The sequence below is a fragment of the Streptomyces populi genome (assembly GCF_002911015.1).
Classification (GTDB): Bacteria; Actinomycetota; Actinomycetes; order Streptomycetales; family Streptomycetaceae; genus Streptomyces; species Streptomyces populi.
Genome location: NZ_KZ626873.1, coordinates 1 through 26,212 on the forward strand (window position 1 = coordinate 1; position 26,212 = coordinate 26,212).

The following is a 26,212-nucleotide window of genomic DNA, read 5'->3' on the forward strand; positions in this document are numbered from 1 at the left end:
CCGACCGCTCGGCGGACCCGTTTGTCAGGCGCAGGGTGGGGAGAGGCTGGGAGATGGCGCAGAGCAGTGTGCGCGGGGAGGGAGCACGGCCGCGTGTCCCGGGAGCCGGCGAACTGGGCTGGGACGACAGCATGTACGACGAGGGCGGCGAACCCGTTCGGACGGCGGACGGCGTCCGTGACCGGTCCGGCCGTGACGGCGCCGGGGCACGTCCCTCCGAGGACGCCGCACCGCACGGCGGGGACGACGACGCGGGGCACGGGAACGAAGGCCGCCCCCGGCGCAGACGTCGAATACTCCGCTGGTCGGCGATGGTGCTGTCGGTCCTGATACTCGGCACCGCGGGCGCCGGTTACCTCTACTACCAGCACCTGAACAACAACCTCAAGAAGGACGACCTGAACATCGGCGACGCGAAGGACCGCGCCGCGAAGACGAAACCGAACGCGGCGGGCCAGACCCCGCTGAACATCCTCCTGATCGGTTCGGACGCCCGGAACTCCACCGAGAACCAGAAGCTCGGCGGCGCGAGGGACACCTTCGACACACCGCCCCGCGCGGACGTCCAGATGCTGCTGCACCTGTCCGCCGACCGCACCAACATGTCGGTCGTGAGCATGCCGCGCGACACCCTGCTCCAGATACCCAACTGCACCGACCCGAAAACCGGGAAGACCTACACCGCGAGCACGTCGCTGACGATGACGAACGACTCGCTGGGCCGCGGCGGCCCCGGCTGCACGGTCGCCACCTGGGAGAAGCTGACCGACATCCACATCGACCACTTCATCATGGTCGACTTCGCGGGTGTGGTCTCGATGGCCGACGCGATCGGCGGCGTCCCCGTCTGCGTGGACGCCAACATCTACTCGCACACCTCCACCGGCCACGGCTCCGGGCTCAAGCTCGAGAAGGGCACGACGTCCGTCAAGGGCAAGCAGGCCCTCCAGTGGCTGCGCACGCGGTACGGCTTCGAGGACGGCAGCGACATCGGCCGGACCAAGGCCCAGCACCAGTACATGAACTCGATGGTGCGCCAGCTGCGCGAGAACGCGACGCTGAGCAACCCGGGCAAGCTGCGCGGCCTCGCGGAGACGGCCACCACCGCGCTGACCGTCGACCAGGGCCTGGGCACGGTCACCAAGCTCTACGACCTCAGCAAAGAGCTGAAGAAGGTCCCGACCAAGCGCATCGCCATGACCACCATGCCGTGGGTGTACTCCAGCGACGGCAACCGGGTGCTGCCCAAGCCGACGGACGCGGACAAGGTCTGGCGGCTGCTGCGCGAGGACATCCCGCTGGACGGCAAGGGCAAGAAGAAGAAGGAGAGGACCTCCTCGGATCCGGCCGCGGCGGACGACAAGATCGCGGTGCAGGTGCGGAACGGCACCCGCACGACCACGCTGGCCCCGGTGTCCGGACGCGCGAGCGCGGTGAGCGAGCTGCTCGTCGGCAAGGGGTTCACGCAGGCGAAGGCCGACCCGTCGACGGTGACCGCCGAGGCGACCACGGTGATCCGCTACCCGAGCGCCGATCTGGAGGGCGACGCCCTGCGGGTCGCCAAGGCGCTCGGGGTGTCGACCCACGCGGTGGAGAAGTCGGAGGACGTCTCCGGGATCACGCTCGTCGTCGGCGCCGACTGGCGGGAGGGCACGACGTACAAGGCGCCCGAGGACGACGACGCGACGCCCGAGTCCGCGAAGCTCGACAAGGGCTCGGACACCGAAGCCTGCATGCACGTCAACCCGGACTACACCTGGTCGTAGGACAGACCGACGGCCGCAGAGCGGTGGGGCCCTCCCGGAATCCGGGAGGGCCCCACCGCTCTGCGCCAGAGGTACCCGGCCGCGGACCTCCGCGGCCGGGACGGGATCAGTTCGAGCCGCTGAGGACCGCGGGGCGCCGGGACGCTATGACCTTCTTCGCCAGCGCCTTCGGGCTGGTGAGGAAGCCCCAGCCCCACGACATGTGCATCGTCGCGAGGGCGACGGGGATCTGTAGCCGGGCCTTCGCCGGCAGCCCCTTGCCCGCGGGCAGCGAGCCGAGTCCGATGGCCGCGAGGTAGCCGGCCGGGACGACGAACCCCCAGGGCGTCAGCGCCGCGCCGACGACCAGGCCCGCCGCGATCGCGCAGACGGCGGTCGGCGGGGCGAGGTAGCGCAGGTTGATGGAGCCCTCGTGATAGCGGGCGACGACGTGCCGCCAGCGGCCGTAGTCCTTGTACTGCTTGGCGAGCGCCTTGACGGACGGCCTCGGCCGGTAGGACACCTTCAGCTCGGGCGAGAACCAGATGAGCCCGCCGGCCTCACGGATGCGGAAGTTCAGCTCCCAGTCCTGGGCGCGGATGAACTCCTCGTTGTAACCGCCCTGCTGCTCCAGCGCCTCGCGCCGGAACACCCCGAGGTACACGGTCTCGGCCGGGGCCGCCTCACCGCCCGTGTGGAAGGCCGCGTTGCCCACGCCGATCTTCGACGTCATGGCGGCGGCGACGGCGTGCTCCCAGTCGTTCTCACCCTCGGCGTGCATGATGCCGCCGACGTTCTGCGCGCCGGTCTCCTCCAGGAGCCGTACCGCGGTGGTGATGTAGTTCGGGGAGAGCATGCCGTGCCCGTCGACGCGCACGACGACGGGGTGCCGGGACGCCTTGATCGCGGCGTTCAGCGCCGCGGGCGTACGGCCGGTGGGGTTCGGCACCGTGTGGACCCTCGGGTCCTCGCGGACGAGTTCGGCCGCGATCTCGTCCGTCCGGTCCGTGGAGGGACCGAGCGCGATCACGACCTCCATCTCGCCGTCGTACCGCTGCGCCAGGATCGCTTGGACGGCCCCGCGCAGATGCCGCTCCTCGTTGAGGACGGGCATGATCACAGAAACGGCGGGGGACCGCACGTCAGACTTCTCGCTCATCGGAGCTCACGTTACCGCGAACGGGGGACACGGTCGCGCGCCGCCCGGCGTAAGGACCGGGCCGCAGATCGTATGGGCCTACGGTGCTCGCGGATCCCCACGCCCACCGGAACGCGGCTCCGTCCGGCCCCGCGGAACGCTTCCCTCCCCCGTCCCGCCTCGCGGAGGTGTCCCCCTTGCCCACACCGCCCCGCTCCCCCGTCCGCCCCCAGCACCCCCCGCGGCCGTCCCCGGCGCGGCGGCCCGCCCGGCGCGCCGACGGGCGCCCCGTGCGGCCCGGGCGCCGCAGGAGGCCGCGCTGGGCCATGCGGGTGCTGACCACCGTCTCCGTGGTGGTCCTCGCCTCGGCGGGCATCGGACACGCGGTGCTGAACAGCCTGGACGCGGACATCGCCCGGGTCGACCCGTTCAAGGACATGAAGAACCGGCCCGAGGCGGGCCACGGCATGAACCTGCTGCTGGTCGGCACCGACGGCCGGGAGAAGGTCACCGAGGCGGAACGGCGGAAGTACCGGCTCGGGGGCGCGCCCTGCCACTGCACCGACACGGTCATGATCGTGCACATCTCGGAGGACCGGGAGCGCGCCAGCATCGTCAGCCTGCCCCGCGACTCCTACGCCGAGGCGCCCGCGCACACCGACGCGGTCACCGGCAGGGCGCGCGGCTCCCACCCCCTCAAGCTGAACGCGGCGTACGCGGAGGGCGGCCCGACCCTGACCGTGCGGACGGTCGAGAACATGACCCACGTGAAGATCGACCACTATCTGGAGGTCGACTTCACCAGCTTCATGAAGACGGTCGACGTGCTCGGCGGGGTCCGCGTCTGCACCGCGCAGCCGTTGAAGGACAGGTACACCGGCCTCGACCTGACGGCCGGCCGGCATCTGCTGGGCGGCGGACAGGCCCTTCAGTACGTCCGGTCCCGGCACACCGACGGCTCCTCCGACCTCGGCCGGATGAAGCGCCAGCAGCGCTTCCTGGCGGCGCTCGTCTCCCGGGCCACGTCCTCCGGGGTGCTGCTGAACCCGATGAAGTTCCGGGACGTGACGCGGGCGGTGCTGGGCTCGGTGCGGGCCGACAAGGGCTTCGGCACGGACGAGCTGCTGGACCTCGGCCGGGCGATGCGGAACTTCTCCCCGTCCTCGTCCGAGTTCACGACCGTGCCGATCGGGCAGATGGCCTATGCCGTCAAGGGCGTCGGCTCGACCCTGAAATGGGACGGGCCGAAGGCGCGCAAGCTCTTCGAGACGCTGCGCGAGGACCGGCCGCTCGCGACCCGCGGGGCCGCCCCGCGGCCCAGGGCCGTCCAGGTCGCGGTGGCCCCGCAGCAGATCCGGGTCCAGATCGAGAACGGGACCGCCACGGCGGGGCTCGGCAGGCGGGTCGACGGCGCGCTCGCCGCCACCGGGTTCCGGACGACGGGCCGGCCCACGACGGCTTCCCGTCCCACGGTCCGGCGCACCGTCGTCGCGTACGACCCCCGCTGGGACCGCTCGGCGAAGTCCCTCGCGGCCGCGCTGCCCGGTGCCGAGCTGCGCCCGGTCCCCGGGCAGGGCCCGCTGCTGAAGGTGATCGCCGGTGCCGACTTCAAGCGGGTGACGCGGGTACGGGCCGAGGATCCCACCCAGGGCGGGTCCGGGGTGGTGACGGGAGACCAGGTGGTGTGCCCCTGACCCCGGACGTCCGCCGGGGCCCGTCCCCGGTCCGCCCGTCCCCGGTCCGCCGAGCCCGGCGGCGGGTGTCCCGCCACCGGCGGCTTCCCCGCGCCTCCACCGTGACCGACCGGACAGGTCCTAGTCGTCGAGGCCTTCCGCGGCGCGCTTCTCGCGGAGTTCCACGATCGCCCGGCGGCGGGCGAGGCGGTGGGTGCGGCGGATCTGCGCCTCCTGGAAGCGGCGCTCGTCGCGCTCGGTCTCGGTGATGACCGGCGGCACCCGGCGGGGCTTGCCGTCGGCGTCCACGGCGGCGAAGACGAGATAGGCCGAACCGACCTGCTGCGGCGGGGTGGACTCGTTCCAGCGCTCGGCCAGGACCCGCACGCCGACCTCCATCGAGGTCCGTCCGGTCCAGTTGACCTGGGCCTTCACATGGACCAGGTCGCCCACGCGGACGGGTTCGAGGAAGGCCATCTCGTCCATCGAGGCGGTGACGGCGGGGCCGCCGGAGTGCCGCCCCGCCACCGCGCCCGCCGCGTCGTCGACGAGCTTCATGATCACGCCACCGTGCACCGACCCCAGGAGGTTCGTGTCGTTGTGGGTCATGATGTGGCTGAGGGTGGTCCTGGACGCGGAGGTCGGCTTGCCCGGGATGTCGTTTTCCGGGTTGGGGGCCTGTTCTGTCATGTCCTCCACCTTATGCCGGGCACGGTCCGGTCGATTTGCATCAGCTCTGCAACAGGCGTGACCCAGATCTCCCCGCTCTCTTGTAAGACGCCTGGTGGGGGGCGGCACACTGGTCCGCATGAATGATTGGCCCGACGGGTGGTCCGACGACAACCGCAGCAACGGCGGCAACCGCTACGGACGCGGCAGCGCAGGCTCCCAGCCTGAGAGCGCCCGCGTCATGCGGCAGGTCCGCCGCGGCCCGGCCGCGCCCGCACCGGGCCAGGGTGCACCGCCGTACGGCGCCGGGGTCCCCCGGCAGCCCTCTTACGTCGACGGCCAGGGCCACGACGGGGGCCAGGGTTACGACAACGGGTACGACTCCGGCTACAACACCGGGCAGGTGTACGGGAACGGGTCCGGCGGCCCGCAGGGGCCCGGCGGCGACGGCACGTACGCGCAGCGCCCCGCGCCGAACTGGCGGCGCCGGATCAAGTGGACCGCGATCACGCTGGTCACGACGCTGGTCGTGGTCTCCGTCGGCACGTACTTCTGGGCGGACTCCAAGCTCCACCGTGACGTGGACCTCTCCAAGGTCATAGACCGGCCGGAGACCGGCGAGGGAACGAACTACCTGATCGTCGGTTCCGACAGCCGCGCCGGCATGTCCGCCGAGGAGAAGAAGAAGCTGCACACCGGCTCCGCCGAGGGCAAGCGCACCGACTCGATGATGATCCTGCACACCGGCGACAACGGCTCGACGCTGATATCGCTGCCGCGTGACTCGGACGTCACGATCCCGAAGTTCCAGGGCTCCGAGTCCGGCAAGGTCTACCCCGCCTCGGCCCAGCACGTGAAGCTGAACGCGGCGTACGCCAAGGACGGGCCGACCCTGCTGGTCCGCACGATCGAGGCCAAGACCGGCCTGCACATCGACCACTACGTGGAGATCGGCTTCGCCGGGTTCGCGGGCATCGTCGACGCGGTCGGCGGTGTCGAGATGGACCTCGACCAGGGCTTCAAGGACAAGTGGTCCGGCGCCGACTTCAAGGCGGGCAAGCAGACGCTGAACGGCGAGCAGGCCCTCGCCTTCGTCCGCACCCGGCACGCCTTCGCCGCCTCGGACCTACAGCGCACCAAGAACCAGCAGAAGTTCCTGGCCGCCCTGGCCCACCAGGTCGCGACCCCCTCGACGGTCCTGAACCCGTTCAAGTTCTACCCGACGATGGGCGCGGGCCTCGACTCGCTGATCGTCGACAAGGACATGAGCCTGTGGGACCTGGCCGACATGTTCTGGGCCATGAAGGGCGTCACGGGCGGCGACGGCAAGTCCATGAACATGCCGATATCCGGTTCCTCCGGCGGCAACCTCGTCTGGGACGAGGCGAAGATGAAGACGCTGGTGAACCAGCTCAAGAACGACGAGAAGGTCACGGTGTCGGGCAACTGACCCGGCACCGCCCGCCCTCGCCGACGGCCTGACCCGGCGTCGCGCGGGGCCACCGGACCGATGACCCACCGGCACCGCGACGCGCGGCGGCGGTGGGTCATTTGCGCAGGGTGATGCGGCCCCGGGTGCGGGGGCCGTCGAACTTCGAGCGGTCGACGACGGGCCGCGGGGCCGGTTCCGCGGCCATGAGGCGAATCGTGTCGCGGCCCGCCAGGGCGGTGCACCACTGCGCCAGGTGGGGGCGGGTGCCGCGGGGGCCCGACGCCTCCTCCCAGAGGTCCCGGACCGCGTCGGCCCGCCGGTCGTCGAGGACGCCGGACAGCGGCCGCAGGGGCCCACCGGGCGTCACGTACGCGTCCTGGCTCAGGACACGGCCCGCCACCAGGGCCGCCTTGTAGCGGTCGCTGTCCACCGTGGCGACGCCGGCGGCGGCCAGCGGATCGTGCCAGTCGGGGGTGTCCGCCTGTTCCAGCACCGGGGGCCGCCCGGCCATGCGTACGCCGTCGCAGTCCAGCAGGTACGGGGCGGGCGCGGGCCGGACGGTCCACAGCACGTTCGCGTGCGACACGTCACCGACGACCAGCCCCAGGGCGTGCAGCCACCGGAAGAGTCCGAGCACGGCGACGACCAACGCGAACCGCTCGGCCGGCGAGGGCTGCGCGACGGCCTGCCAGGCCGGCCTCGGCGGCCGGAGCAGATAGGACAGGTCGGTCAGCCGCGCCTCGCCGCGCGAGGTCCGCCAGGTCATGGAGTCGGGCGCGCGGCGCATCAGGAAGCCGGTCGCCCGGCCGCCGTCCACGACCCGGCACAGCGGCCACGCCGCCTCCCGGTCCAGGCGCTCGCGGTCGGCCGGGGCGAGCCCCTGACGCAGCGCCACGAGCGCCGCGAGCTCCCCGCCGTCGGCCTTCCCCGGCTCGCGGTAGCCCTTGTACAGCAGCCGGCCCGGACCGGCGACGTCGTACACCTCGCCCTGGCCGCCGTCACCGATCCGCGCTCCGAGGGCGAGCGAGCCGAGCGTCACGTCGGCGCCGTCGTCGGCGCTCACGGCACGGCCTCCCACAGGACGACGGCGGTGCGGTCGTCGTCGTACGACTTCACCCGGTACTGCAACTGCCACAGGAAGTCGGCCGGTGCCGGCGCGGCGCCCCGTCCCCATCCGGCCCCCAGGAAGTCCCGCATTCCCGCGTCACCGGCGAGCGGCGTGGACAGACCGTCCGTGCACAGCACGAGGACGTCGCCGGGCAGGGCCGGGGGCAGGAGCAGGGCGCGGGCCCGATGGCCGTGCGGCAGGGCGGCGGTGCGGGTCTCGATCATCCCGTCGCCGTCGTGCTCGGGATCCGTGAGGGACAGGTTCCACTCCCCGTCGCGCAACAGCGCCGTGCCGCCGTCGCCGACGGCCAGGAAGCCCCGGGTGCGCACCCGGGGGTCGAGCGGGACGAGCAGGGCGCGCAGGGTGGTGGCGTACGCGGCGGGGTCGTCGCCGTGTTCGCGGGCGCGGTGCGCGAGCAGGGTCGCGATCCGCCCCACGGCGGTGTCCACCAGCGCGGCGAACCCCGGCCGGTCGCCGGCCCGCACGGTCTCCGAGAGTTCCGCGGACACGCCCTCCAGCTCCATCGCGGCGAGCCGGCAGGCCTCCTGGGAGCCGACGTGCGAGCGGGCCGCCGATCCCACGCCGTCCGCCACCGCGAGCAGCAGCAGCCCGTCCGGGCCGGGCGCCCCGAGACGCACCACGGCCAGGGAGTCCTGGCGCGGCTCGCCCTGGTACCGGTGCGAGTCCCCGCGCACCGACGCCGCCCGCACCGTCAGGGCCCCGTACCCGGCGCCGTCCACCACCATGTCGGGCGTCAGCGCCGCGGCCGGGTCCTGCCGGACCGGGGGGAGCTCCAGCGGCTCCGGCGCGTACAGCGGGGGCTTGGGTCCCGAGTGGAACGGCGCGCCGAGCACCGGGACGGCCCCGGTCCGCCCGGCGGGCCCCTCGGACGCCGGTGGGGGCGTGCACACGGGGCCGGGCTCGGGTGGCACGTGGACGCGCGGGGGCGACGGCTGCACGGGAGCGTGCCGCACCGGCTGCTCCGCGGAACCGGGCCGAGGGGACGGAGGCGCCGGCACGGGCCCGTACGGCGGGACCGGCGACTGCGGGGCCTGCCCGTACGAGAAGGGCGGGGCCGGTCCTACGGGCGGTGTCGCGGACGGTCCCGGCACGGCGACGGCCGCGCCGGACTCCGGCCCGTCGCTGAAGACCTGGTCCACGCTCTGCCAGGTCTCGTCCAGCGGGTCGGGCTCACGCGCGTCCGGCCAGCGGAACTCCGTCCGCCGGGCGCCCGGCCGGTCCCCGTCCGGCTCCCGCGCCCCGGGCTCGGGCAGGTCGGGCTCGGGCTGCCGCGGGCCGGTCCGGGACGGTCCTGCGGCGTTCATGTCGTTCCCCATCGGCGCGACCTCACAGCTTGTCGAGGGAGACGAGGGAGAAGCCGGGCACGGTGTCGTCCACGGCCAGCGTGAATCCGTTGCCGCCGTCCTCGCCGATGCTGCCCGCGGACCGGACGATCGACCGCGTGAGGCTGGAGGCGAACTCGCGCAGCGCCTGGGCCGGTGACACCGAGGAATCCTTCTGCATGAACGCCCGGAAGTTCGCGACCCGGGCGATCGTCGACTCCTGCGCCTCGCCGATGCCGAAGGCGATGATCTTCGGGCAGAACCGTGACTGGGTGACCTCCTTGTACGCCTGGTCCCAGTCCGGGTCGGTGGGGATGCCGTCCGAGAGGAAGAAGACGACGGGGCGGTACACCTCGTGACCCTCCGCCTTCAGTACCGCCACATCGGCCTCGACGCAGCGCAGCAGGGTGCGGAACGCGTCGCCGTACGAGGTGAGGCCGCCCGCGGCGAGCGCGGGGACCGAGTCGATGTCGCTGAGGTCGACGAGCGGTTGCAGCACGGTGGCGGTGTCGGAGAAGCCGATCAGGCAGAAGCGCGTCTTGTCGGCGACGGTCGGGTTGGTGCTGATCTCGTGGTGCAGGTCCGGGAGCGCGCCGTTGATGGCGTCGATCGGCTCGCCGATCATCGACCCGGACTCGTCGCAGAGCAGGTAGAAGGGCAGGATCTGCAAGGTCTCGTACCTCCGGGTCAGTACGTGTAGAAGTAGATCTCGATGTCGGCGTGGCCCGGGGAGGCTCCGCCTTTCCAGAAGTCGCGGGTGGTGGCGGCGCGGAACATGTCCGGACGGGCCTTCTCCAGCAGGGCGTTGACCTCGTGGGCGTAGCGGCCCCCGGCACCCGGGTCGGTGTGACGTCCGAAGGTCAGCACGAAGGCGGCCTGTCGGCCCCGGTAGCGCGCGGTCGCCCCGCGCAGTGCCCGCACGATGCCGTCGTCGTCGCCGGCGGGCGCGTCGACGGCCACCTCGACCGGGGTGCGGACCACCGCCCGCGGGCCGGTGTGCCGGGACTTCTTCCCGGCCGCGGCGGAGGACGAGGCGGCGGGGCGCTTGTCGGCGGCCCCCGGGTCGCCCTGGTCGCCCATGGCCACCAGCGCGAGGACGAGCAGCATGTCGGCGAACAGCCAGCCCGCCATGTGCAGCGGCTGGAACCTTCCACCCCGCTTCATCGGGCCTCGGTCAGGGACGCGGGAGGCGGCTGCGGGGGCTCGCGGCGGGGGCCGAACGGCCGGGGGCCGGCGCGGCCCGGCTCGCCGGCGGGAGGACCGTACCGGTCGGCGGGGGCGCCGGGCCCGTCGACGGGAGCGTCGGCCTGCTCCACCGCACGGCCGAGCTGCCCCGCGGGCGCGTGGCCCATGTCGGCGGAGGGAGCGCGGCCGGCGTCGCCGGAGGGGGCGTGACCCCCGTCCGTGGACCGCCCGTGCCGGTGACCGTCCGCCGCCCCGGCACGGCCCCCTCGGTCCGGCCGATCGCCCCGGCCCTGCTGGTCCGGCAGGTCCGGCAGGGCGGTGCGCGGCGGACGGTCCGCCCGCAACTCGGCCACCAGCCGGGCGAACTCGTCGGCGACGGCCCGCAACGCGCTGCTCTGGACGGTCAGTTCACGAACGGCGTGCTGGGACTCCTCGACCGCGCGGGCCGTCCCCTCCGCCACCTCGCCGAACCGGCCCAGGAGTTGGGCGGAGACGTCCGACGCCACCTCGACGCCGGTGGCGTAGGCGCGCTGGGACGCGGCCAGCACGGTGACGGAGTCCTCGACGCGGTCACCGGCGCCCTGCACGGCGAGCCGCACCTCGCCGCTCACGTCGCGGACGCCGTCGAGCGCCTTGCGGACCCGCTCCCCGCCGTCGCTCACGGCGGCCTCGACCCGGCCCACCGCGGTCTCCAGGGGTTTGACGGAGGTGTCGACCCCGGCCAGCGCCCGTTCGGCGCCCCGCACCGCGTCGCCGACGGCCGAGGCCGCCGACGTCAGATCCTTCTGCACCCGGACCGCCTTGTCGCCCAGCCGCCGGAGCGTCACGGCGGCCTCGGTGAGCTCGGCCGCGAACCGCTGCGGGGAACCCGACCGCCGCCCGTTCAGCACGAGCTGGGCGCGGGTCAGCACCGGGACGAGCGCCGCCATCAGTTCCTCGCGGCCGCGATCGGCGTCCTCCTCCCGACGGGCGAGGGCGGACCGCCGCAGACCGTGCACGAGCACCAGCGCGAAGAGCAGCGCGATGGCGACGGTGGCGCTCATCGCCACGTGGCCGAACGTGAAGGCTCCGGTGAGGTGCCCCTCGAAACCCGACTGCCACAGTTGCAGGAAGGGCCGGGAGGCGGCCCCCGGGTCCGCGCCCGTCAGCGCTCCGTACGCGCTCGACGCCTGCGTCAGTCCGTACCAGGTGAGCATCAGCGGCACGAAGACCAGCGCGCCCAGCACCCCTTCGGCGTAGGACCAGAGCGGGTGCCCTCCGCCCCGGCCCGCGCCCGCGGCCGCCCGAAGACTCTCCGGACGGGCGTAGGCGGCGAGGAGATCGAGTTCGGACCACGGGTCGAGCCCGGTGGCGTCCTGGTTCCGGAGCGCCGCCGCGAGCGCGGTCAGCTCTTCCCTCCGGGTTCCGAGCGCCGGCCGCTCCGCGAGTTCCTCGATGCTCTGCGCGATCACATGACGGTCCACCAGGGCGCCTGACGGCATGCCCACCCCCACAACACGACGGACGCGGGGGGTGCGTCGACGGCGCCCTGGATCCCCACCCGTGTCATGTGCCGTCGTGCCCCCGCCGGTTCACACGCACCAGACGCGCGACCGAGGGAACAGAGAGTACTCCAGCGGACACGCTCCGCGCATAAACTCGCGGCACCCGCCACTCTCCCCGACGGCGGCGCGAGGGGGATCAGTTGAGCAACGACGAACGTCCACGGGCGACCATCCGTCTGAGGCCCGCGCCCGGCGCCCGGCAGCCGGCTCCACCGGCCCGTGAAGCGCCGCGGCTCCCCGCCGCGCGTCCCGAGACGGTGCTGACGAGATCGGCACCGCACGCCCGTGTCACGGGGCGCGGGGTCCTCCAGGTGAACCTCAACCGCCCGCCGGGGACCGGGGCCGACCTCGACCTCGGCTGCATGGCCGCGTTCACGGACGGCAGCCGCGCGGCCGTCCAGCCGCTGGGGAACAACTTCGGCTCGCTGTCGGGGTGGCCGTACATGGAACTCGACCAGGACGACCGCACCGGGGCGTCCGCGGACGGGGAGACGGTCCGGGTGGACCTCGCGCGGCGCGAGCTCTTCCGGCGGCTGCTCTTCCACGTCTACGTGTACAGCGGCGCCGTGGACTTCCGGAGCCTGGGCGCCACGGCCACCGTGACCGCCCCGTCCGGCGGTTTCCGCATCCCCCTCGACGACTCTCCCGAGGGGGCGACGGGCTGCGCCATCGCCCTGGCCACGCCGGTGGAGGGCGGCCTCACGGTCAGCCGCGAGGTCCGCTGGTTCACCGGCACCCTCCGGCACTCGGTCCAGGAACAGATGGACGGCGCCTACGGATTCGGCCTCACGTGGGTCCGGATGCGAAAGGACTGACCCCGGGGAACACGAAAGGTGGGAGGCCCCCCCGGGGGCCTCCCACCTCTGCTGCCGACGAGCGGCGTACTACGGCAGGTTGCGCGCCATGACGATGCGCTGGACCTGGTTCGTACCCTCGTAGATCTGGGTGATCTTGGCGTCGCGCATCATGCGCTCGACCGGGTAGTCGCGGGTGTAGCCGTAGCCGCCGAGGAGCTGGACGGCGTCCGTGGTGACCTCCATGGCGACGTCCGAGGCGAAGCACTTGGCGGCGGCGCCCTGGAAGGTGAGGTCCTTGTCGCCGCGCTCCGACTTGGCGGCGGCCGCGTACGTGAGCTGGCGGGCGGCCTCGATCTTCATGGCCATGTCGGCGAGCATGAACTGGATGCCCTGGAAGTCGGCGATCGGCTTGCCGAACTGCTTGCGCTCCTGGACGTAGCCCTTGGCGTAGTCGAGGGCGCCCTGGGCGACACCGAGGGCCTGGGCCGCGATGGTGATGCGGGTGTGGTCCAGGGTCTTCATGGCGGTCGCGAAGCCGGTGCCCTCCTCGCCGATCATGCGGTCGGCGGGGATGCGAACGTTGTCGAGGTAGACCTCGCGCGTCGGGCTGCCCTTGATGCCGAGCTTCTTCTCCGGGGCGCCGAAGGAGACGCCCTCGTCGGACTTCTCGACGACGAACGCGCTGATGCCCTTGGAGCGCTTCGTCGGGTCGGTCACCGCCATGACCGTGTAGTACTCGGAGACGCCCGCGTTGGTGATCCAGCGCTTCACGCCGTTGAGGACCCAGGAGTCGCCGTCGCGGACGGCCCGCGTCTTCATGCCGGCCGCGTCCGAACCGGCGTCCGGCTCGGAGAGGCAGTACGAGAACATGCCCTCGCCCTTGGCGAGCGGGGTCATGTACTTCTTCTTCAGGTCCTCGGAGCCGGAGAGGATCACCGGCAGCGAGCCCAGCTTGTTCACCGCGGGGATCAGGGACGAGGACACGCAGACGCGGGCCACCTCCTCGATCACGATGACCGTCGCGAGGGCGTCGGCGCCCGCGCCGCCGTACTCCTCGGGGACGTGCACGGCGTGCAGGTCGTTGGCCACCAGGGCGTCCAGCGCCTCCTGCGGGAAGCGGGCTTCCTCGTCCACCGCGGCGGCGTACGGCGCGATCTTCGCCTCGGCCAGCGAACGGATCGCGTCCCGGAGCATGTCGTGCTCCTCGGACGGGCGGTACAGGTCGAAATCAGCCGATCCGGCCAAGGTCTCTCACGCTCCAAGTGCTGCTGTGATGGCTGCGCTAACTACCGTTAAGTAACACAATTTTAAAGGTCTCGCCCGCGAGACGGATACGTGAGCTTGGCGACAGGGGGGAAACCGCCCGTGAAAGCGCTCCCCGAAGCCCCGACTATGCTCGGGCGCGCACCTACGCGCCGCACACCCCAGGAGCATCCATGGCCCTCAAGATCACCGTGATCGGCACCGGCTACCTCGGCGCCACCCACGCCGCGGCCATGGCCGAACTCGGCTTCGAGGTCCTCGGGCTCGACGTGGTGCCGGAGAAGATCGAGATGCTTCAGCGGGGCGAGGTCCCGATGTTCGAGCCCGGTCTCGAGGAGCTGCTGCGCAAGCACGTGGCCGGGATCGAGGGCTCCACGGGCCGGCTGCGCTTCACCATGGACTGGGCCGAGGTCGGCGCCTTCGGAGACGTCCACTTCGTGTGTGTGAACACACCGCAGAAGCACGGCGAGTACGCCTGCGACATGTCGTACGTCGACGCGGCCTTCGAGGCGCTGGCGCCGCATCTGCACGGTCCCGCCCTCGTCGTCGGCAAGTCCACCGTGCCGGTCGGCTCCGCGGAGCGGCTGGCCGCCCGGCTCGCCGAGCTCGCGCCCGCCGGCGCGGACGCCGAGCTGGCCTGGAACCCGGAGTTCCTGCGCGAGGGCTTCGCGGTGAACGACACGCTGCACCCCGACCGGATCGTGGTGGGCGTGCGCGGCGAGCGTTCCGAGAAGCTGCTGCGCGAGGTCTACGTGACGCCGGTCGCCGAGGGCACGCCGTTCGTCGTGACCGACTTCCCGACCGCCGAGCTGGTGAAGACGTCCGCGAACTCCTTCCTCGCCACCAAGATCTCCTTCATCAACGCGATGGCCGAGGTCTGTGAGGCCGCGGGCGGCGACGTGGCCAAGCTGGCCGAGGCCATCGGGTACGACGAGCGGATCGGGAACAAGTTCCTGCGGGCCGGGATCGGCTTCGGCGGCGGCTGTCTGCCCAAGGACATCCGTGCCTTCATGGCGCGCGCGGGCGAGCTGGGCGCCGACCAGGCGCTGACCTTCCTGCGCGAGATCGACTCCATCAACATGCGGCGCCGCGGGCAGATGGTGGAGATGGCCCGTGACGCGCTCGGCGGCGGTTCGTTCCTGGGCAAGCGGGTCGCCGTGCTCGGCGCGACCTTCAAGCCGGACTCGGACGACGTGCGCGACTCCCCGGCGCTGAACGTCGCCGGGCAGATCCACCTCCAGGGCGGCCAGGTCACCGTCTACGACCCGAAGGGCATGGCGAACGCCAAGCGGCTCTTCCCGACGCTCGGGTACGCCGACTCCGCGGCGGAGGCCGTGCGGGGGGCCGATGTCGTCCTGCACCTGACGGAGTGGCGCGAGTTCCGCGAGCTGGACCCGGCGGCGCTGGGTGAGGTGGCGTCGTCCCGGGTGATCCTCGACGGGCGGAACGCGCTGGACCCGGAGGCGTGGCGCCGGGCCGGCTGGACGTACCGGGCGATGGGCCGGCCCACCGCCTGAGCCCACCACCGGCAGGGCCTGGGGCACTCCCTTCGCCCCGCCCCGGGCTCCGGGCACGGCACCGGCCGGACTCCGGACGGAGCACCGGCTCACGCCGCGGGCGGGAGCGGGGGGTTCGGCCGACGCGGCACAGGCCCCGCGGTATGGGCCCCGCGGCACGGGCTCACGGCAGGGCGCGGCGGGTGACGCCGGTCCGGCCGAGGCTCAGTCGGCCGGACCGGCGCCGGTTGCATTCTGCACCACTTCGCTGTGCGATGGCCCGGGACCACCGGACTCCGTCCGGCTCCCGGCCCCACGTCCCGCAGGATTTATCGCGTCCGGGGACTACTTGGCGCGGTAGCGGCGCATCTTGGCGCGCGCCCCGCACACCGACATCGAGCACCAGCGGCCACGGCCCGCCGGCGAGCGGTCGTAGTACACCCAGTGGCAGGTCGGGGCCTCGCAGGCCTTCAGCCGCGCCCAGGTGCCCTCGACCAGCGACTCGGCGATCGCGGCGGCGACGCGGGAGGCCAGGGGGGCAGAGAAGGCCGGGGAGGCCGGGGAGGTCTCCTCCGTGGCGGGGACCAGGCGGGCGGCGCCGTCCTCGTCGAGCGTCACCCGCAGGGGCGCGCGGGCGAGGAGTTCCCCGAGGGGGGTCGTCCTCCGGTGCGCCGGATGGCCCGCGTGCGCCAGGCACACCGCCCGCAGCGACTCGCGCAGCTCGCGGGCGCCCTCCGCCCCCTCCGCCGCCAGGCCGAACCGGGCCAGCCCCTCGGGCGTGTCCAGGGAGTCGGCGCCCGACTCGATGTCCAGGGTGTTCACCAGTGCCTGGACCAGGGCCAGACCGCCGGGTGCGGGCGCTCGGTCGTTCATGCTTGCGACGTTACCGCTTATGCGGGAGCATGCAGTAACCGTTACCTCTTGAAGAGGTCTACGGGTAACCCATCGGTGTCGCTGGAGATCCCACGGAGGAAGTCATGGCTCTCGCCGAACTGGATGTCGTCGTCCTGGACTGTCCCGACCCGCGTGCGCTGGCCGAGTTCTACGCGGGGGTGCTGGGCGGGACCATCACGGAGGAGACCGACTGGATCGACCTGGACCTGCCCGGCGGCCGGAAGCTGGCGTTCCAGGCCTCACCCGGGTACGTACCGCCGCGCTGGCCCTCGGCCGACGGCTCGCAGCAGTTCCACCTGGACCTGGCCGTCGAGGACCTGGACGTGGCGGAGAAGGGCGTGCTGGAGCTCGGCGCGACGCCGCTGGACACCGAGGACAGGTCGCGTTCGTTCCGGGTGTACGCCGATCCGGCCGGGCACCCGTTCTGCCTCTGCGCCTGCTGAGCGCGCCCGGCACCCGGCACCGGCCGGGGTCTCGCCGGGCCCATGACGAAGGCGCCCGGGCGGTGTGCCCGGGCGCCTTGGCCGGCCCCGGAGTCCGGGGCCCACGGCTCGGTGGAGCGTCAGCCGTCCAGCTGCTCCAGCGTCGCGTGCGACGGGGCCCGACGGGAGCGGAGGTCGCGCGCCACGTCCTCCGCCGCGCCCAGCACGCGCACGGCGTTCTGCCAGGTCAGCTTGGTCACGTCCGTGGACGACCAGCCGCGGTCGAGGAGCTCGGCGATCAGGTTCGGATAGCCGGAGACGTCGTCGAGACCCGCCGGGGTGAAGGCCGTGCCGTCGTAGTCGCCGCCGATGCCGAGGTGGTCGATGCCGGCGACCTCGCGCATGTGGTCGAGGTGGTCGGCGACCGTCGACACCGTGGCGACGGGGCGCGGGTTGTCCTCCTCGAAGGCGCGGTGCACCTTCATGGCCTCGGCGGTGGTGTCGAGGTGGTGGAAGCCGTTCGCGCGCATGTTCTCGTCGGCGGCGGCCGTCCAGTCGACGGCCGCCTGGAGGACGAACTTCGGCACGAACGTCACCATCGCCACTCCCCCGTTGGCGGGCAGCCGCTCCAGCACGTCGTCCGGGATGTTGCGCGGGTGGTCGCACACGGCGCGCGCCGAGGAGTGGGAGAAGATCACCGGCGCGACGGAGGTGTCGAGCGCGTCGCGCATGGTCGTGTCGGCCACGTGCGAGAGGTCCACGAGCATGCCCTCGCGGTTCATCTCCCGGACGACCTCGCGGCCGAACGCGGACAGGCCGCCCACCGCGGGGGAGTCCGTCGCCGAGTCGGCCCAGGCGATGTTGTCGTTGTGGGTGAGGGTCATGTAGCGGACGCCGAGCGCGTACAGGGCGCGCAGGGCGGCGAGGGAGTTGTCGATCGAGTGACCGCCCTCGGCGCCCATGAGGGAGGCGATACGGCCCTCGGCGCGGGCCGCCTCCATGTCGGCGGCGGTCAGCGCGGCCCGCAGGTCCGCCGGGTACCGGTCGATCAGCCGCTGCACGCAGTCGATCTGTTCCAGCGTCGCGGTGAGGGCGCCGGGCAGGTCGGAGCGGACGTACACCGACCAGTACTGGGCGCCGACGCCGCCCGCGCGCAGCCGGGCCAGGTCCGTGTGCAGGTGGGCGCTCTGGTCGGCGGCGATGTCACGGGCGCCGAGGTCGTAGCGGACCTGCTCCCGCAGGGCGTACGGCAGGTCGTTGTGCCCGTCGACGACCGGGTACTCGTCGAGCAGGGCCCGGGCGCGGTCGATCGAGGGCAGGGAGGACTCCGGCATCCGCGTCACTTCCCGAAGCCGAAGCCGCCGGCGGCGCCCTCGACCTTGGCGCGCAGCCGCTTGCCCTTCTCGGTGGCCTGGTCGTTCAGCTCCTGCTGGAACTCCCGCATCCGGCCGAGGAGTTCCTCGTCGTGGGCGGCGAGCATCCGGGCGGCCAGGAGACCGGCGTTGCGGGCGCCGCCGACGGAGACGGTCGCCACGGGCACGCCGGCCGGCATCTGCACGATGGAGAGCAGCGAGTCCATGCCGTCGAGGTACTTGAGCGGGACGGGCACGCCGATGACGGGCAGCGGGGTGACGGACGCCAGCATCCCCGGCAGGTGGGCCGCGCCGCCGGCGCCCGCGATGATCGCCTTGAGCCCGCGCTCCGCGGCCTGCTCGCCGTACGCGATCATCTCGCGGGGCATGCGGTGCGCGGAGACGACGTCCACCTCGTAGGGGATCTCGAACTCGTCCAGCGCCTGGGCGGCGGCCTCCATGACGGGCCAGTCGGAGTCCGACCCCATGACGATGCCTACAACGGGGCTCATTCGGTGATCGTGCCTCTCAGGTAGCCGGCTGCGTGCCGGGCGCGCTCAAGGACGTCGTCCAGGTCGTCGCCGTAGGTGTTGACATGGCCGACCTTACGGCCGGGCTTCACGTCCTTGCCGTACATGTGAATCTTGAGCTGCGGGTCGCGGGCCATGCAGTGCAGGTACGCGGAGTACATGTCGGGGAAGTCGCCGCCGAGGACGTTCGCCATGACCGTCCACTTCGCGCGCGGGCGCGGGTCGCCGAGCGGGAGGTCGAGGACCGCGCGGACGTGGTTGGCGAACTGGGAGGTGACCGCGCCGTCCTGGGTCCAGTGGCCCGAGTTGTGCGGGCGCATGGCCAGTTCGTTGACGAGGATGCGCCCGTCGCGGGTCTCGAAGAGCTCGACGGCCAGGTGCCCGACGACGCCGAGTTCCTTGGCGATGCGCAGCGCCAGTTCCTGTGCCTCCAGGGCCAGCTCCTCGGCGATGCCGGGCGCCGGGGCGATCACGGTGTCGCAGACGCCGCCGACCTGCTGGGACTCGACGACGGGGTAGGCGACGGCCTGGCCGTGCGGGGAGCGGACGACGTTCGCGGCGAGCTCGCGCGCGAAGTCGACCTTCTCCTCGGCGAGGACGGGAACACCGGCGCGGAAGGGCTCGGCCGCCTCCTCGGGGGAACGGACGAACCAGACCCCCTTGCCGTCGTAGCCGCCGCGGACGGTCTTGAGGATGACCGGGAAGCCGTCACCCTCCTCCCCCGCGGCGAGGCCCTCCGCGGCGAACGCGGCCACGTCCGCCACGTCGGTCACGATGCGGTGCCGCGGGCACGGCACGCCGATCGCGTCGAGCTTCGCGCGCATCACGCCCTTGTCCTGGGCGTGCACGAGCGCGTCGGGGCCCGGCCGGACGGGGATGCCGTCCGCCTCCAGGGCCCGCAGGTGCTCGGTCGGGACGTGCTCGTGATCGAAGGTGATCACGTCGCAGCCCCGCGCGAAGTCACGCAGCGTGTCGAGGTCGCGATAGTCGCCGACGACGACCTCGCCGACGACCTGCGCCGCGGAATCCTGTGGGGTGTCACTGAGGAGCTTGAACTTGATGCCGAGCGGGATGCCCGCCTCGTGTGTCATACGAGCGAGCTGACCGCCGCCGACCATGCCGACTACCGGGAACGTCACGCTCCAAGAGTATCGGCCGCGCCACAGTGGCCGGTTTCCGCGGCGATACGCCCGATTTTCCCTGTCGGTGACCGCCTCTTTTCTTACCTGTGAGCACATGCACAGGCACCGTGCGGGAGCGCTGGTTAGCATGGGCTGGATGGCGTATTCCACCGCGCGTTCACCGGCGCGGCAGACGATCAAGACCCACCGACGGGGGCTGGCGACACCATGAGCAGTGCTTCATCGGGGCCTCGGACGGGGTCTCGCGGCGCGGTTCGGCAGCGCTTCGAGCTGCTCTTCCGCGAGGTCGCCAAGTTCGGCGCGGTGGGCGGTGCGGGGCTGCTCGTCAACCTGCTCGTGTTCAACCTGGTGCGTCACCTCACGGACCTGCAGGTCGTACGGGCCAGTGTCATCGCCACGGTCGTGTCCATCGCCTTCAACTACGTCGGGTTCCGCTACTTCACCTACCGGGACCGCGACAAGGGCGGGCGCACCAAGGAGCTGACGCTCTTCCTGCTGTTCAGCGTGGTGGGCCTGGTCATCGAGAACGGTGTGCTGTACGCGGCGACGTACGGTTTCGGCTGGGACAGCCCGCTGCAGAGCAACGTCTTCAAGTTCCTCGGCATCGGTGTCGCGACGCTCTTCCGCTTCTGGTCCTACCGCACCTGGGTGTTCCGGGCGCTTCCGGCCAGGGAGGCGGTGGCCAGCGCCGAATCGTTCCTGGACGAGGAGCCCGGGGCGCACCGCACGCGGGCCCGCGCGAACTGAGCACCCGCGTGCGCCGAGCAGGGGTTTTCCCTACCTGACCGTGCGCTCCTCGTCGTCCTCCGAGAGCCGGAGCGGGCGCTTGAGCGGGGTGCGGGACAGGAACATGCCGAAGACCGGCGGCTGGGCCTGGAGCATCTCCAGACGGCCCCCGTCGGCCTCCGCGAGGTCGCGGGCGACGGCGAGACCGATGCCGGTGGAGTTGCGGCCGCTGATGGTGCGCTCGAAGATGCGGGCGCCGAGGTCGGCGGGGACGCCGGGGCCCTCGTCGGTGACCTCGATGACGGCCTGGTTGCCGGTCACGCGGGTGCGCAGCGCGACGGTGCCGCCGCCGTGCATGAGGGAGTTCTCGATCAGTGCCGCGAGGACCTGGGCGACCGCGCCCGGGGTGCCCACCGCCTGCAAATGACGTTTGCCGGAGCTGACGATCGCGCGGCCGGCGCTGCGGTAGGCCGGGCGCCACTCCTCCAGCTGCTGCTTGATGACCTCGTCGAGGTCGAAGGAGACGGCGGAGCCGGTGCGCGGGTCGCGGGCGTTGGTGAGCAGGCGCTCGACCACGTCCGTGAGGCGCTCCACCTGGGTCAGCGCGATCGTCGCCTCCTCCTTCACCGTGTCGAGGTCGTCGGTGAGGGTGATCTCCTCCAGGCGCATGGAGAGCGCCGTCAGGGGCGTCCGCAGCTGGTGGGAGGCGTCGGCGGCGAGGCGGCGCTCGGCGGTGAGCATCCTCCCGATGCGCTCGGCGCTGCCGTCCAGGACGTCGGCGACCCGGTCCAGCTCGGGGACGCCGTAGCGCTTGTGACGCGGGCGGGGGTCGCCCGAGCCCAGCCGTTCCGCCGTCTCGGCGAGGTCGGTGAGCGGGGAGGTGAGGCGGTTGGCCTGGCGTACGGCGAGCAGGACCGCGGCGATGATCGCGAGCAGGGCGACGGCGCCGATGACCAGGAGGGTACGGCCGACCTCCTTGGTCACCGAGGAGCGGGGTTCCTGGACGGTGACCGTCTCGCCCGACTCGCCCTTGGCGGTGTACTGGATGACGTCGCCGGCGGGCTGGCTGCCGACCTCGATGGGATCGCGGCCCGGAATCCTGATCACGGCGTAGCGCCGGTCGGTGACCTGGTTCCTGAACGTCTCGTCGGTGATGTTCTCGTCGCCGAGGATGCGGCTGTCCACGATGCTGGCCAGGCGCAGTGCCTCGGAGTCCACGCGTTCCTGGGCGCTGTTGCTGATCGTGCGGGTCTCGACGATGACGAGGGAGACGCCGAAGACGGCGATCACCACGAGCACGACGGCGAGGGTGGACTGGATCAGGCGGCGACGCACGGGGGCCCTCCGGGCAGATGGCTGTACCGGGTCCAGTGTGCACGTTCGCCGCTCCGGCACGGGCGGGGTGCCGGTCCGGGGGCGCGGGTTTCCCGTCGCCGCCCGGGACGGCCGGGTCTCGGCGCCCCGGGTCCCGGCGGCCCTGGGGCCTCGGCCGTTCCGGGCCCGGTCCTTCTCGAGCCTCAACCGTTCCGGGGCCTCGGACGACCCGGGGCCTCAGCCGACCCGGGCCTCGGTCGTCCCCGGGGTCTCGGTCGTCCCCGGGGTTTCCGCCGCCGCGAAGCCTCAGCTCTTCTCGAAGCGGAAGCCGACGCCGCGCACCGTCGCGATGTAGCGGGGGTTCGCCGCGTCGTCGCCGAGCTTCTTGCGCAGCCAGGAGATGTGCATGTCGAGGGTCTTGGTGGAGGACCACCACGTGGTGTCCCAGACCTCGCGCATGAGCTGGTCGCGGGTGACGACGCGGCCGGCGTCGCGGACCAGGACCCGCAGGAGGTCGAACTCCTTCGCCGTGAGCTGGAGTTCCTCGTCGCCCATCCAGGCGCGGTGCGACTCGACGTCGATGCGCACGCCGTGGGTGGCGGGCGGCTGCTGGGGCTCGGCGGAGCCGCGCCGGAGCAGGGCCCGTACCCGGGCGAGGAGTTCGGCGAGCCGGAACGGCTTGGTGACGTAGTCGTCGGCGCCCGCGTCGAGACCGACGACGGTGTCCACCTCGTCGGCCCGCGCGGTGAGGATGAGGATGGGCACGGTGTGGCCCTCGGCGCGGAGCCGGCGGGCGACCTCCAGGCCGTCCATGCCGGGCAGTCCGAGGTCCAGGACGACCAGGTCGACACCGCCCTGCATTCCGGCGTCGAGCGCGGTGGGGCCGTCCTCGCGGACCTCGACCTCGTAACCCTCCCGGCGCAGGGCACGGGCCAGCGGCTCCGAGATGGACGCGTCGTCCTCGGCGAGCAGTACACGGGTCATGGGGTGATGGTAGTCCGCCGTGCACTGCGCCAGGGCAGTGATCCGCCTCCCCGGTTCACACCCTCCGTCCGGGTGTTTCTTACCTGCGGGTGTGGGATGAGATCGTTACTGAGACCTTCGAATGATCGCCCGCGGTTCCACGATCGCCTGTGATCCGCGTCTCAAGTCCTTCCATATAGGGCATTGTGATGTCGTATGGTGACCAGACGCCTGATGCACCACCTCGGGACCTTTGGCGAGAACTTGATGCTGAAGGTCTCTTCTGTGTGCGGGCTGGTGTCAGCCAGCTTGAAGGAAAGACCTGTGGCCGGGCCCTCACGCACTGACGCGTGACGGGCGTGGATCCCGGTGGTCGCCGTCCGCCGCTCCGGCAATCCGGAGCGGACTCCCCGTGGGCGTGGGGAAGGACGCCTGACCCCGCCGGTGCCGGCCGCCCCCCATGGGCGCGTCATTCCCCCACGCTCACGGCATGCCGTGAGCGTGGGGACCCCCCAACAGCGCGTCCCGACCAGCAAGGATCGACCATGGCGTCCAGCCTGACGAAGGACTCGGTCTCTCCGGGAATCTCCGGTTCCGAGAAGACCTTCTTCGGCCACCCCCGCGGACTGGCCACTCTCTTCATGACCGAGATGTGGGAGCGTTTCTCCTACTACGGGATGAAGGCACTGCTCCCGCTGTACCTGGTGGCACCGGGCGGCCTGCACCTCAGCGCGGCCACCGCGACCGCGATCTACTCGGTGTACCTCTCCCTCGTGTACCTGCTCGCCCTGCCGGGTGGCTGGTTCGCCGACCGCGTCCTCGGCCCCCGCAAGACGGTCGCCGTCGCGGGTCTGATCATCATGCTGGGCCACCTCACGCTGGCTCTGCCCTCCTCCGGCACCTTCTACGCGGGCCTCGGCCTCGTGGCGATCGGTTCCGGTCTGCTGAAGGCCAACATCTCCACGATGGTGGGCCACCTCTACGACGGCCCGGACGACCCGCGCCGTGACGGTGGCTTCACGCTGTTCTACGTCGGCATCAACCTCGGCGCCTTCGCCGCCCCGCTGATCATCGGCACCGTCGGCGAGAACGTGAACTGGCACCTGGGCTTCGCCCTCGCCGCGCTCGGCATGGCGCTGGGTCTCGTCCAGTACCTGCTCGGCGGCCGTCACCTCAGCGCCCGCTCGCACGAGGTCCCCACGCCTCTGACGGCCGAGGAGAAGTCCTCGACGCTGCGCAAGTCCGCGCTGTGGGCCGCTGTCGCCGTCGTCTTCTACGCGATCGTCGGCTTCTCGGGCCACTACACGCTGAACTGGCTGCTGGTCCCGATCACGATCGCCGGCCTGGTCATCCCGGTCATGGTCATCGGGCGCATCAAGCGCGACAAGTCCCTGGACCGTGCCGACCAGTCGAAGATGTCCGCGTACATCTGGTTCTTCGTCGCCGCGGCCGTCTTCTGGATGATCTACGACCAGGGCGGCTCGACGATGTCGATCTTCGCCGACGAGTCGGCCAAGAACACCGTCTTCGGCTGGGAGTTCCCGGTCTCCTGGTACCAGTCGGTCAACCCGGTCATGATCATGGCGCTGGCCCCGGTCTTCGCCTGGGCCTGGCTGTGGCTGAACAAGCGCGGCAAGGAGCCGAGCACGGCGACGAAGTTCGCCTCGGGCCTGATCCTGGTCGGCGCGTCGTTCTTCCTCTTCCTGGCCCCGCTGGCGATCGCCGAGGGCGGTCACAAGGCGGCCGCGATGTGGCTGGTGGCGATCTACTTCGTGCAGACCGTCGGTGAGCTGACGCTCTCCCCGGTCGGCCTCTCGGTCACCACGAAGATGGCCCCGGCCAAGTACGCCTCCCAGATGATGGGTGTCTGGTTCCTGGCCGTCACCGCCGGTGACGCCACGACCGGTCTGCTCTCCATCGCCGAGGTCGACCTCAACAAGACGGGCATCGTCGCCCTGGAGGCCACGCTCGCCGTGATCGCCGGTGTCGCGGTGTGGATGTACCGCAAGAAGGTCAAGGTGCTCATGGGCGACGTCAACTGACGTCGGCTCCCGCACACGGCGAGGGCCGCCGCACCGGACGGTGCGGCGGCCCTCGCCGTTTCCGCGGCAGGGGCGAGGCCTGCCCGGCGCCGCGGCCGGGATCAGCGCGTGCCGGTCACCGGGTCCGGCGTCCCGGCATGAACGTGAGGACCGCGCCGCCCAGCAGGACGACCGTGCCCGCCACCAGCCCGAGCGCCTGAAGGGCCGCGTGGCTGTCGGAGCCCGTCTCCGCCAGGCCTCCGCTGGAGGACGTACCGGCGGAACCGGAGCCGGACGAGGAGGACCCGCCGCCCGAGGCGCCGTTCGCCTGCTCCGAGGTGTCCAGGGTCAGCGAGACCTCGGACCTGGCCGGGGTGCAGGTCGTGGTCGTGCCGAGGGCCATCACCGTCAGCACGCCCGGGGACAGGGTCGAACTGCCGGTCGCGCCCGGCTTGTAGGTGCCCTTCAGATCGGGGATCTCGATCGGGTCGCCGGACTTGATCGGCGCGGAGTTCGTCGGCCCCTCGACGTGCACCGTGCCCTTGTCGGCGCCGCCCAGGACCACCTCCATCGACGGCTTCACGGAGTCCGCGGGGATGTCCGCCGGACTGTCCATCACCGACGCCTTGAACCGCACGGTGAGGTCGAAACTCCCGCCGTTCTTCTTCGCGTCGATCTGGACGGCCGAGGTGGCGTTCTTGTCGCCGATCGGCGTCTTGCACGCGTAGGGCACGGAGACCTCCTTGCCCGTGAAGTCGGTCTGCCCGTTCCCGGAACCGCCGGTGTCGGTCCCGCTGCCGCTGGGCGACGGCGTGGCCGACCCGCTCGGCGTCGGGGTGGGCGACGGCGTGGGAGTGGGGGTGGGCGTCGGGGTCGGCGTGCCGCCCGTCCCGCCGCTCGTCACCTTGATGGTCGCCGAGGGGTTCACCGCCTCCTTGGGCGTGCACTTGGTGTCGGTGGAGATCGGCTTGTTGACGTTGATGTTGTACGCACCCGGGGTGAGCGTGACGTCGCCCGCCGTCGTCAGCTTCAGCCTGCCCGTCATGTCGGACAGCTTCATGTCGCTGTTCTTGGGGATGGCGGGGTTCGTGCGCGGTCCCTCCATCGCGATGTCCGCCGTCTGGGCTCCGCCGGCCTTCAGCGTGCCGGTGGGTTTGACGGTGTCCTTGTCGAGGTCGAGGACGTCGGGGTTCTTCGAGGCCGCCTGGACGAACTTCCAGGTGACGGTGACCTCGTCGCCCACCTTCGCCTCGGCGGGCGCGGTGATCTCCACCTTGGTGGTGCCCTCCACCGGGGGCAGCCCGGAGATCGCGGGCGGAACGCACTCCGTGCTGTACGACACCTCGGCGGCCTGCGCCGGGACGGCGGCCACCCCCAGCAGGACGCCCGCACCGCCGAGCATCAGCGCGACCCCGGCCGCGCCCGCTCTGCGGCCCCGGGCCGGTACCACTCTCC

At 72.1% G+C, this 26,212-nt stretch carries 23 protein-coding genes; 8 read left to right on the forward strand and 15 right to left on the reverse strand.

Annotation, left to right across the window (positions count from 1 at the left end; all coding sequences use genetic code 11):
- Positions 1 to 53: 53 nt before the first annotated feature.
- Complete coding sequence (locus CW362_RS18815) at positions 54 to 1,766, forward strand: LCP family protein (RefSeq protein WP_103550672.1); 1,713 nt, start codon at positions 54 to 56, stop codon at positions 1,764 to 1,766.
- 106 nt (positions 1,767 to 1,872) lie between these two features.
- On the opposite strand, the gene CW362_RS18820 is transcribed toward CW362_RS18815, so the two are convergent.
- Positions 1,873 to 2,904: a glycosyltransferase family 2 protein gene (locus tag CW362_RS18820; protein WP_103550673.1), complete on the reverse strand. Its 1,032-nt coding sequence runs from the start codon at positions 2,902 to 2,904 to the stop codon at positions 1,873 to 1,875.
- Between the two features lie 176 nt (positions 2,905 to 3,080).
- Between CW362_RS18820 and CW362_RS18825 the strand changes: the two genes are divergently transcribed.
- The gene (locus CW362_RS18825) at positions 3,081 to 4,577 is read left to right on the forward strand and encodes an LCP family protein (RefSeq protein ID WP_446459443.1); all 1,497 of its coding nucleotides are present in this window, start codon (positions 3,081 to 3,083) and stop codon (positions 4,575 to 4,577) included.
- Positions 4,578 to 4,697: 120 nt separating this feature from the next.
- On the opposite strand, the gene CW362_RS18830 is transcribed toward CW362_RS18825, so the two are convergent.
- Positions 4,698 to 5,246 carry an acyl-CoA thioesterase gene (locus CW362_RS18830; protein ID WP_103550675.1) on the reverse strand — a complete coding sequence of 183 codons (549 nt, stop codon included), beginning with the start codon at positions 5,244 to 5,246 and terminating at the stop codon, positions 4,698 to 4,700.
- 118 nt (positions 5,247 to 5,364) lie between these two features.
- Between CW362_RS18830 and CW362_RS18835 the strand changes: the two genes are divergently transcribed.
- Positions 5,365 to 6,675: an LCP family protein gene (locus CW362_RS18835; RefSeq protein WP_103550736.1), complete on the forward strand. Its 1,311-nt coding sequence runs from the start codon at positions 5,365 to 5,367 to the stop codon at positions 6,673 to 6,675.
- Between the two features lie 97 nt (positions 6,676 to 6,772).
- Here the strand turns inward: CW362_RS18835 and CW362_RS18840 are convergent, their stop codons facing one another.
- From CW362_RS18840 to CW362_RS18860, 5 genes are read right to left on the reverse strand one after another with little or no spacing between them, the layout of a single operon-like run.
- Positions 6,773 to 7,720, reverse strand: coding sequence for a hypothetical protein (locus CW362_RS18840; protein WP_103550737.1), 948 nt, complete (start codon positions 7,718 to 7,720; stop codon positions 6,773 to 6,775).
- Positions 7,717 to 9,090 carry a protein phosphatase 2C domain-containing protein gene (locus CW362_RS18845; protein ID WP_162684121.1) on the reverse strand — a complete coding sequence of 458 codons (1,374 nt, stop codon included), beginning with the start codon at positions 9,088 to 9,090 and terminating at the stop codon, positions 7,717 to 7,719. The genes CW362_RS18840 and CW362_RS18845 overlap by 4 nt, the downstream gene beginning before the upstream one ends.
- A gap of 22 nt (positions 9,091 to 9,112) precedes the next feature.
- Positions 9,113 to 9,778, reverse strand: coding sequence for a vWA domain-containing protein (locus CW362_RS18850; RefSeq protein ID WP_103550677.1), 666 nt, complete (start codon positions 9,776 to 9,778; stop codon positions 9,113 to 9,115).
- Positions 9,779 to 9,795: 17 nt separating this feature from the next.
- A complete protein-coding gene (locus CW362_RS18855; RefSeq protein ID WP_103550678.1) occupies positions 9,796 to 10,272 on the reverse strand; it encodes a hypothetical protein in 477 nt (158 codons plus the stop codon).
- Positions 10,269 to 11,774, reverse strand: coding sequence for a methyl-accepting chemotaxis protein (locus tag CW362_RS18860; protein WP_162684122.1), 1,506 nt, complete (start codon positions 11,772 to 11,774; stop codon positions 10,269 to 10,271). Before CW362_RS18860 ends, CW362_RS18855 begins: the two co-directional genes overlap by 4 nt.
- Before the next feature lie 203 nt (positions 11,775 to 11,977).
- Between CW362_RS18860 and CW362_RS18865 the strand changes: the two genes are divergently transcribed.
- Positions 11,978 to 12,652, forward strand: coding sequence for a tellurium resistance protein (locus tag CW362_RS18865; protein ID WP_103550680.1), 675 nt, complete (start codon positions 11,978 to 11,980; stop codon positions 12,650 to 12,652).
- 69 nt (positions 12,653 to 12,721) lie between these two features.
- Here CW362_RS18865 and CW362_RS18870 read toward each other — a convergent pair whose 3' ends face one another.
- A complete protein-coding gene (locus CW362_RS18870; protein ID WP_103550681.1) occupies positions 12,722 to 13,879 on the reverse strand; it encodes an acyl-CoA dehydrogenase in 1,158 nt (385 codons plus the stop codon).
- A gap of 191 nt (positions 13,880 to 14,070) precedes the next feature.
- Between CW362_RS18870 and CW362_RS18875 the strand changes: the two genes are divergently transcribed.
- On the forward strand, positions 14,071 to 15,414 hold the full coding sequence (locus CW362_RS18875) for a UDP-glucose dehydrogenase family protein (protein WP_103550682.1): 1,344 nt from the start codon (positions 14,071 to 14,073) through the stop codon (positions 15,412 to 15,414).
- 324 nt (positions 15,415 to 15,738) lie between these two features.
- On the opposite strand, the gene CW362_RS18880 is transcribed toward CW362_RS18875, so the two are convergent.
- On the reverse strand, positions 15,739 to 16,266 hold the full coding sequence (locus CW362_RS18880) for a CGNR zinc finger domain-containing protein (protein WP_103550683.1): 528 nt from the start codon (positions 16,264 to 16,266) through the stop codon (positions 15,739 to 15,741).
- Between the two features lie 104 nt (positions 16,267 to 16,370).
- On the opposite strand from CW362_RS18880, the gene CW362_RS18885 reads away from it, so the two are divergent.
- On the forward strand, positions 16,371 to 16,730 hold the full coding sequence (locus CW362_RS18885; protein ID WP_103550684.1) for a VOC family protein: 360 nt from the start codon (positions 16,371 to 16,373) through the stop codon (positions 16,728 to 16,730).
- 119 nt (positions 16,731 to 16,849) lie between these two features.
- Here CW362_RS18885 and CW362_RS18890 read toward each other — a convergent pair whose 3' ends face one another.
- Genes CW362_RS18890 through CW362_RS18900 form a run of 3 tightly spaced genes read right to left on the reverse strand, consistent with a single transcriptional unit; the run spans position 16,850 to position 19,730 of the window.
- Complete coding sequence (locus tag CW362_RS18890) at positions 16,850 to 18,043, reverse strand: dipeptidase (protein ID WP_376452659.1); 1,194 nt, start codon at positions 18,041 to 18,043, stop codon at positions 16,850 to 16,852.
- Between the two features lie 5 nt (positions 18,044 to 18,048).
- Positions 18,049 to 18,573, reverse strand: a complete 525-nt coding sequence (gene purE / locus CW362_RS18895) for a 5-(carboxyamino)imidazole ribonucleotide mutase (RefSeq protein ID WP_103550685.1) — start codon at positions 18,571 to 18,573, stop codon at positions 18,049 to 18,051.
- Positions 18,570 to 19,730 (reverse strand): 5-(carboxyamino)imidazole ribonucleotide synthase, encoded by a 1,161-nt coding sequence (locus CW362_RS18900; RefSeq protein WP_206300986.1) that lies wholly within the window; start codon positions 19,728 to 19,730, stop codon positions 18,570 to 18,572. Before CW362_RS18900 ends, purE begins: the two co-directional genes overlap by 4 nt.
- 210 nt (positions 19,731 to 19,940) lie before the next feature.
- Here CW362_RS18900 and CW362_RS18905 point away from each other — a divergent pair, with 210 nt between their 5' ends.
- Complete coding sequence (locus CW362_RS18905) at positions 19,941 to 20,480, forward strand: GtrA family protein (protein ID WP_103550686.1); 540 nt, start codon at positions 19,941 to 19,943, stop codon at positions 20,478 to 20,480.
- A 30-nt stretch (positions 20,481 to 20,510) separates the two neighbouring features.
- Here CW362_RS18905 and CW362_RS18910 read toward each other — a convergent pair whose 3' ends face one another.
- Positions 20,511 to 21,794 (reverse strand): ATP-binding protein, encoded by a 1,284-nt coding sequence (locus tag CW362_RS18910; protein ID WP_103550687.1) that lies wholly within the window; start codon positions 21,792 to 21,794, stop codon positions 20,511 to 20,513.
- Positions 21,795 to 22,079: 285 nt separating this feature from the next.
- The gene (locus tag CW362_RS18915) at positions 22,080 to 22,757 is read right to left on the reverse strand and encodes a response regulator transcription factor (RefSeq protein ID WP_037628240.1); all 678 of its coding nucleotides are present in this window, start codon (positions 22,755 to 22,757) and stop codon (positions 22,080 to 22,082) included.
- Between the two features lie 524 nt (positions 22,758 to 23,281).
- On the opposite strand from CW362_RS18915, the gene CW362_RS18920 reads away from it, so the two are divergent.
- A complete protein-coding gene (locus CW362_RS18920; RefSeq protein ID WP_103550688.1) occupies positions 23,282 to 24,778 on the forward strand; it encodes an oligopeptide:H+ symporter in 1,497 nt (498 codons plus the stop codon).
- Positions 24,779 to 24,893: 115 nt separating this feature from the next.
- On the opposite strand, the gene CW362_RS18925 is transcribed toward CW362_RS18920, so the two are convergent.
- Positions 24,894 to 26,159 carry a hypothetical protein gene (locus tag CW362_RS18925; protein ID WP_206300990.1) on the reverse strand — a complete coding sequence of 422 codons (1,266 nt, stop codon included), beginning with the start codon at positions 26,157 to 26,159 and terminating at the stop codon, positions 24,894 to 24,896.
- Positions 26,160 to 26,212: the final 53 nt, after the last annotated feature.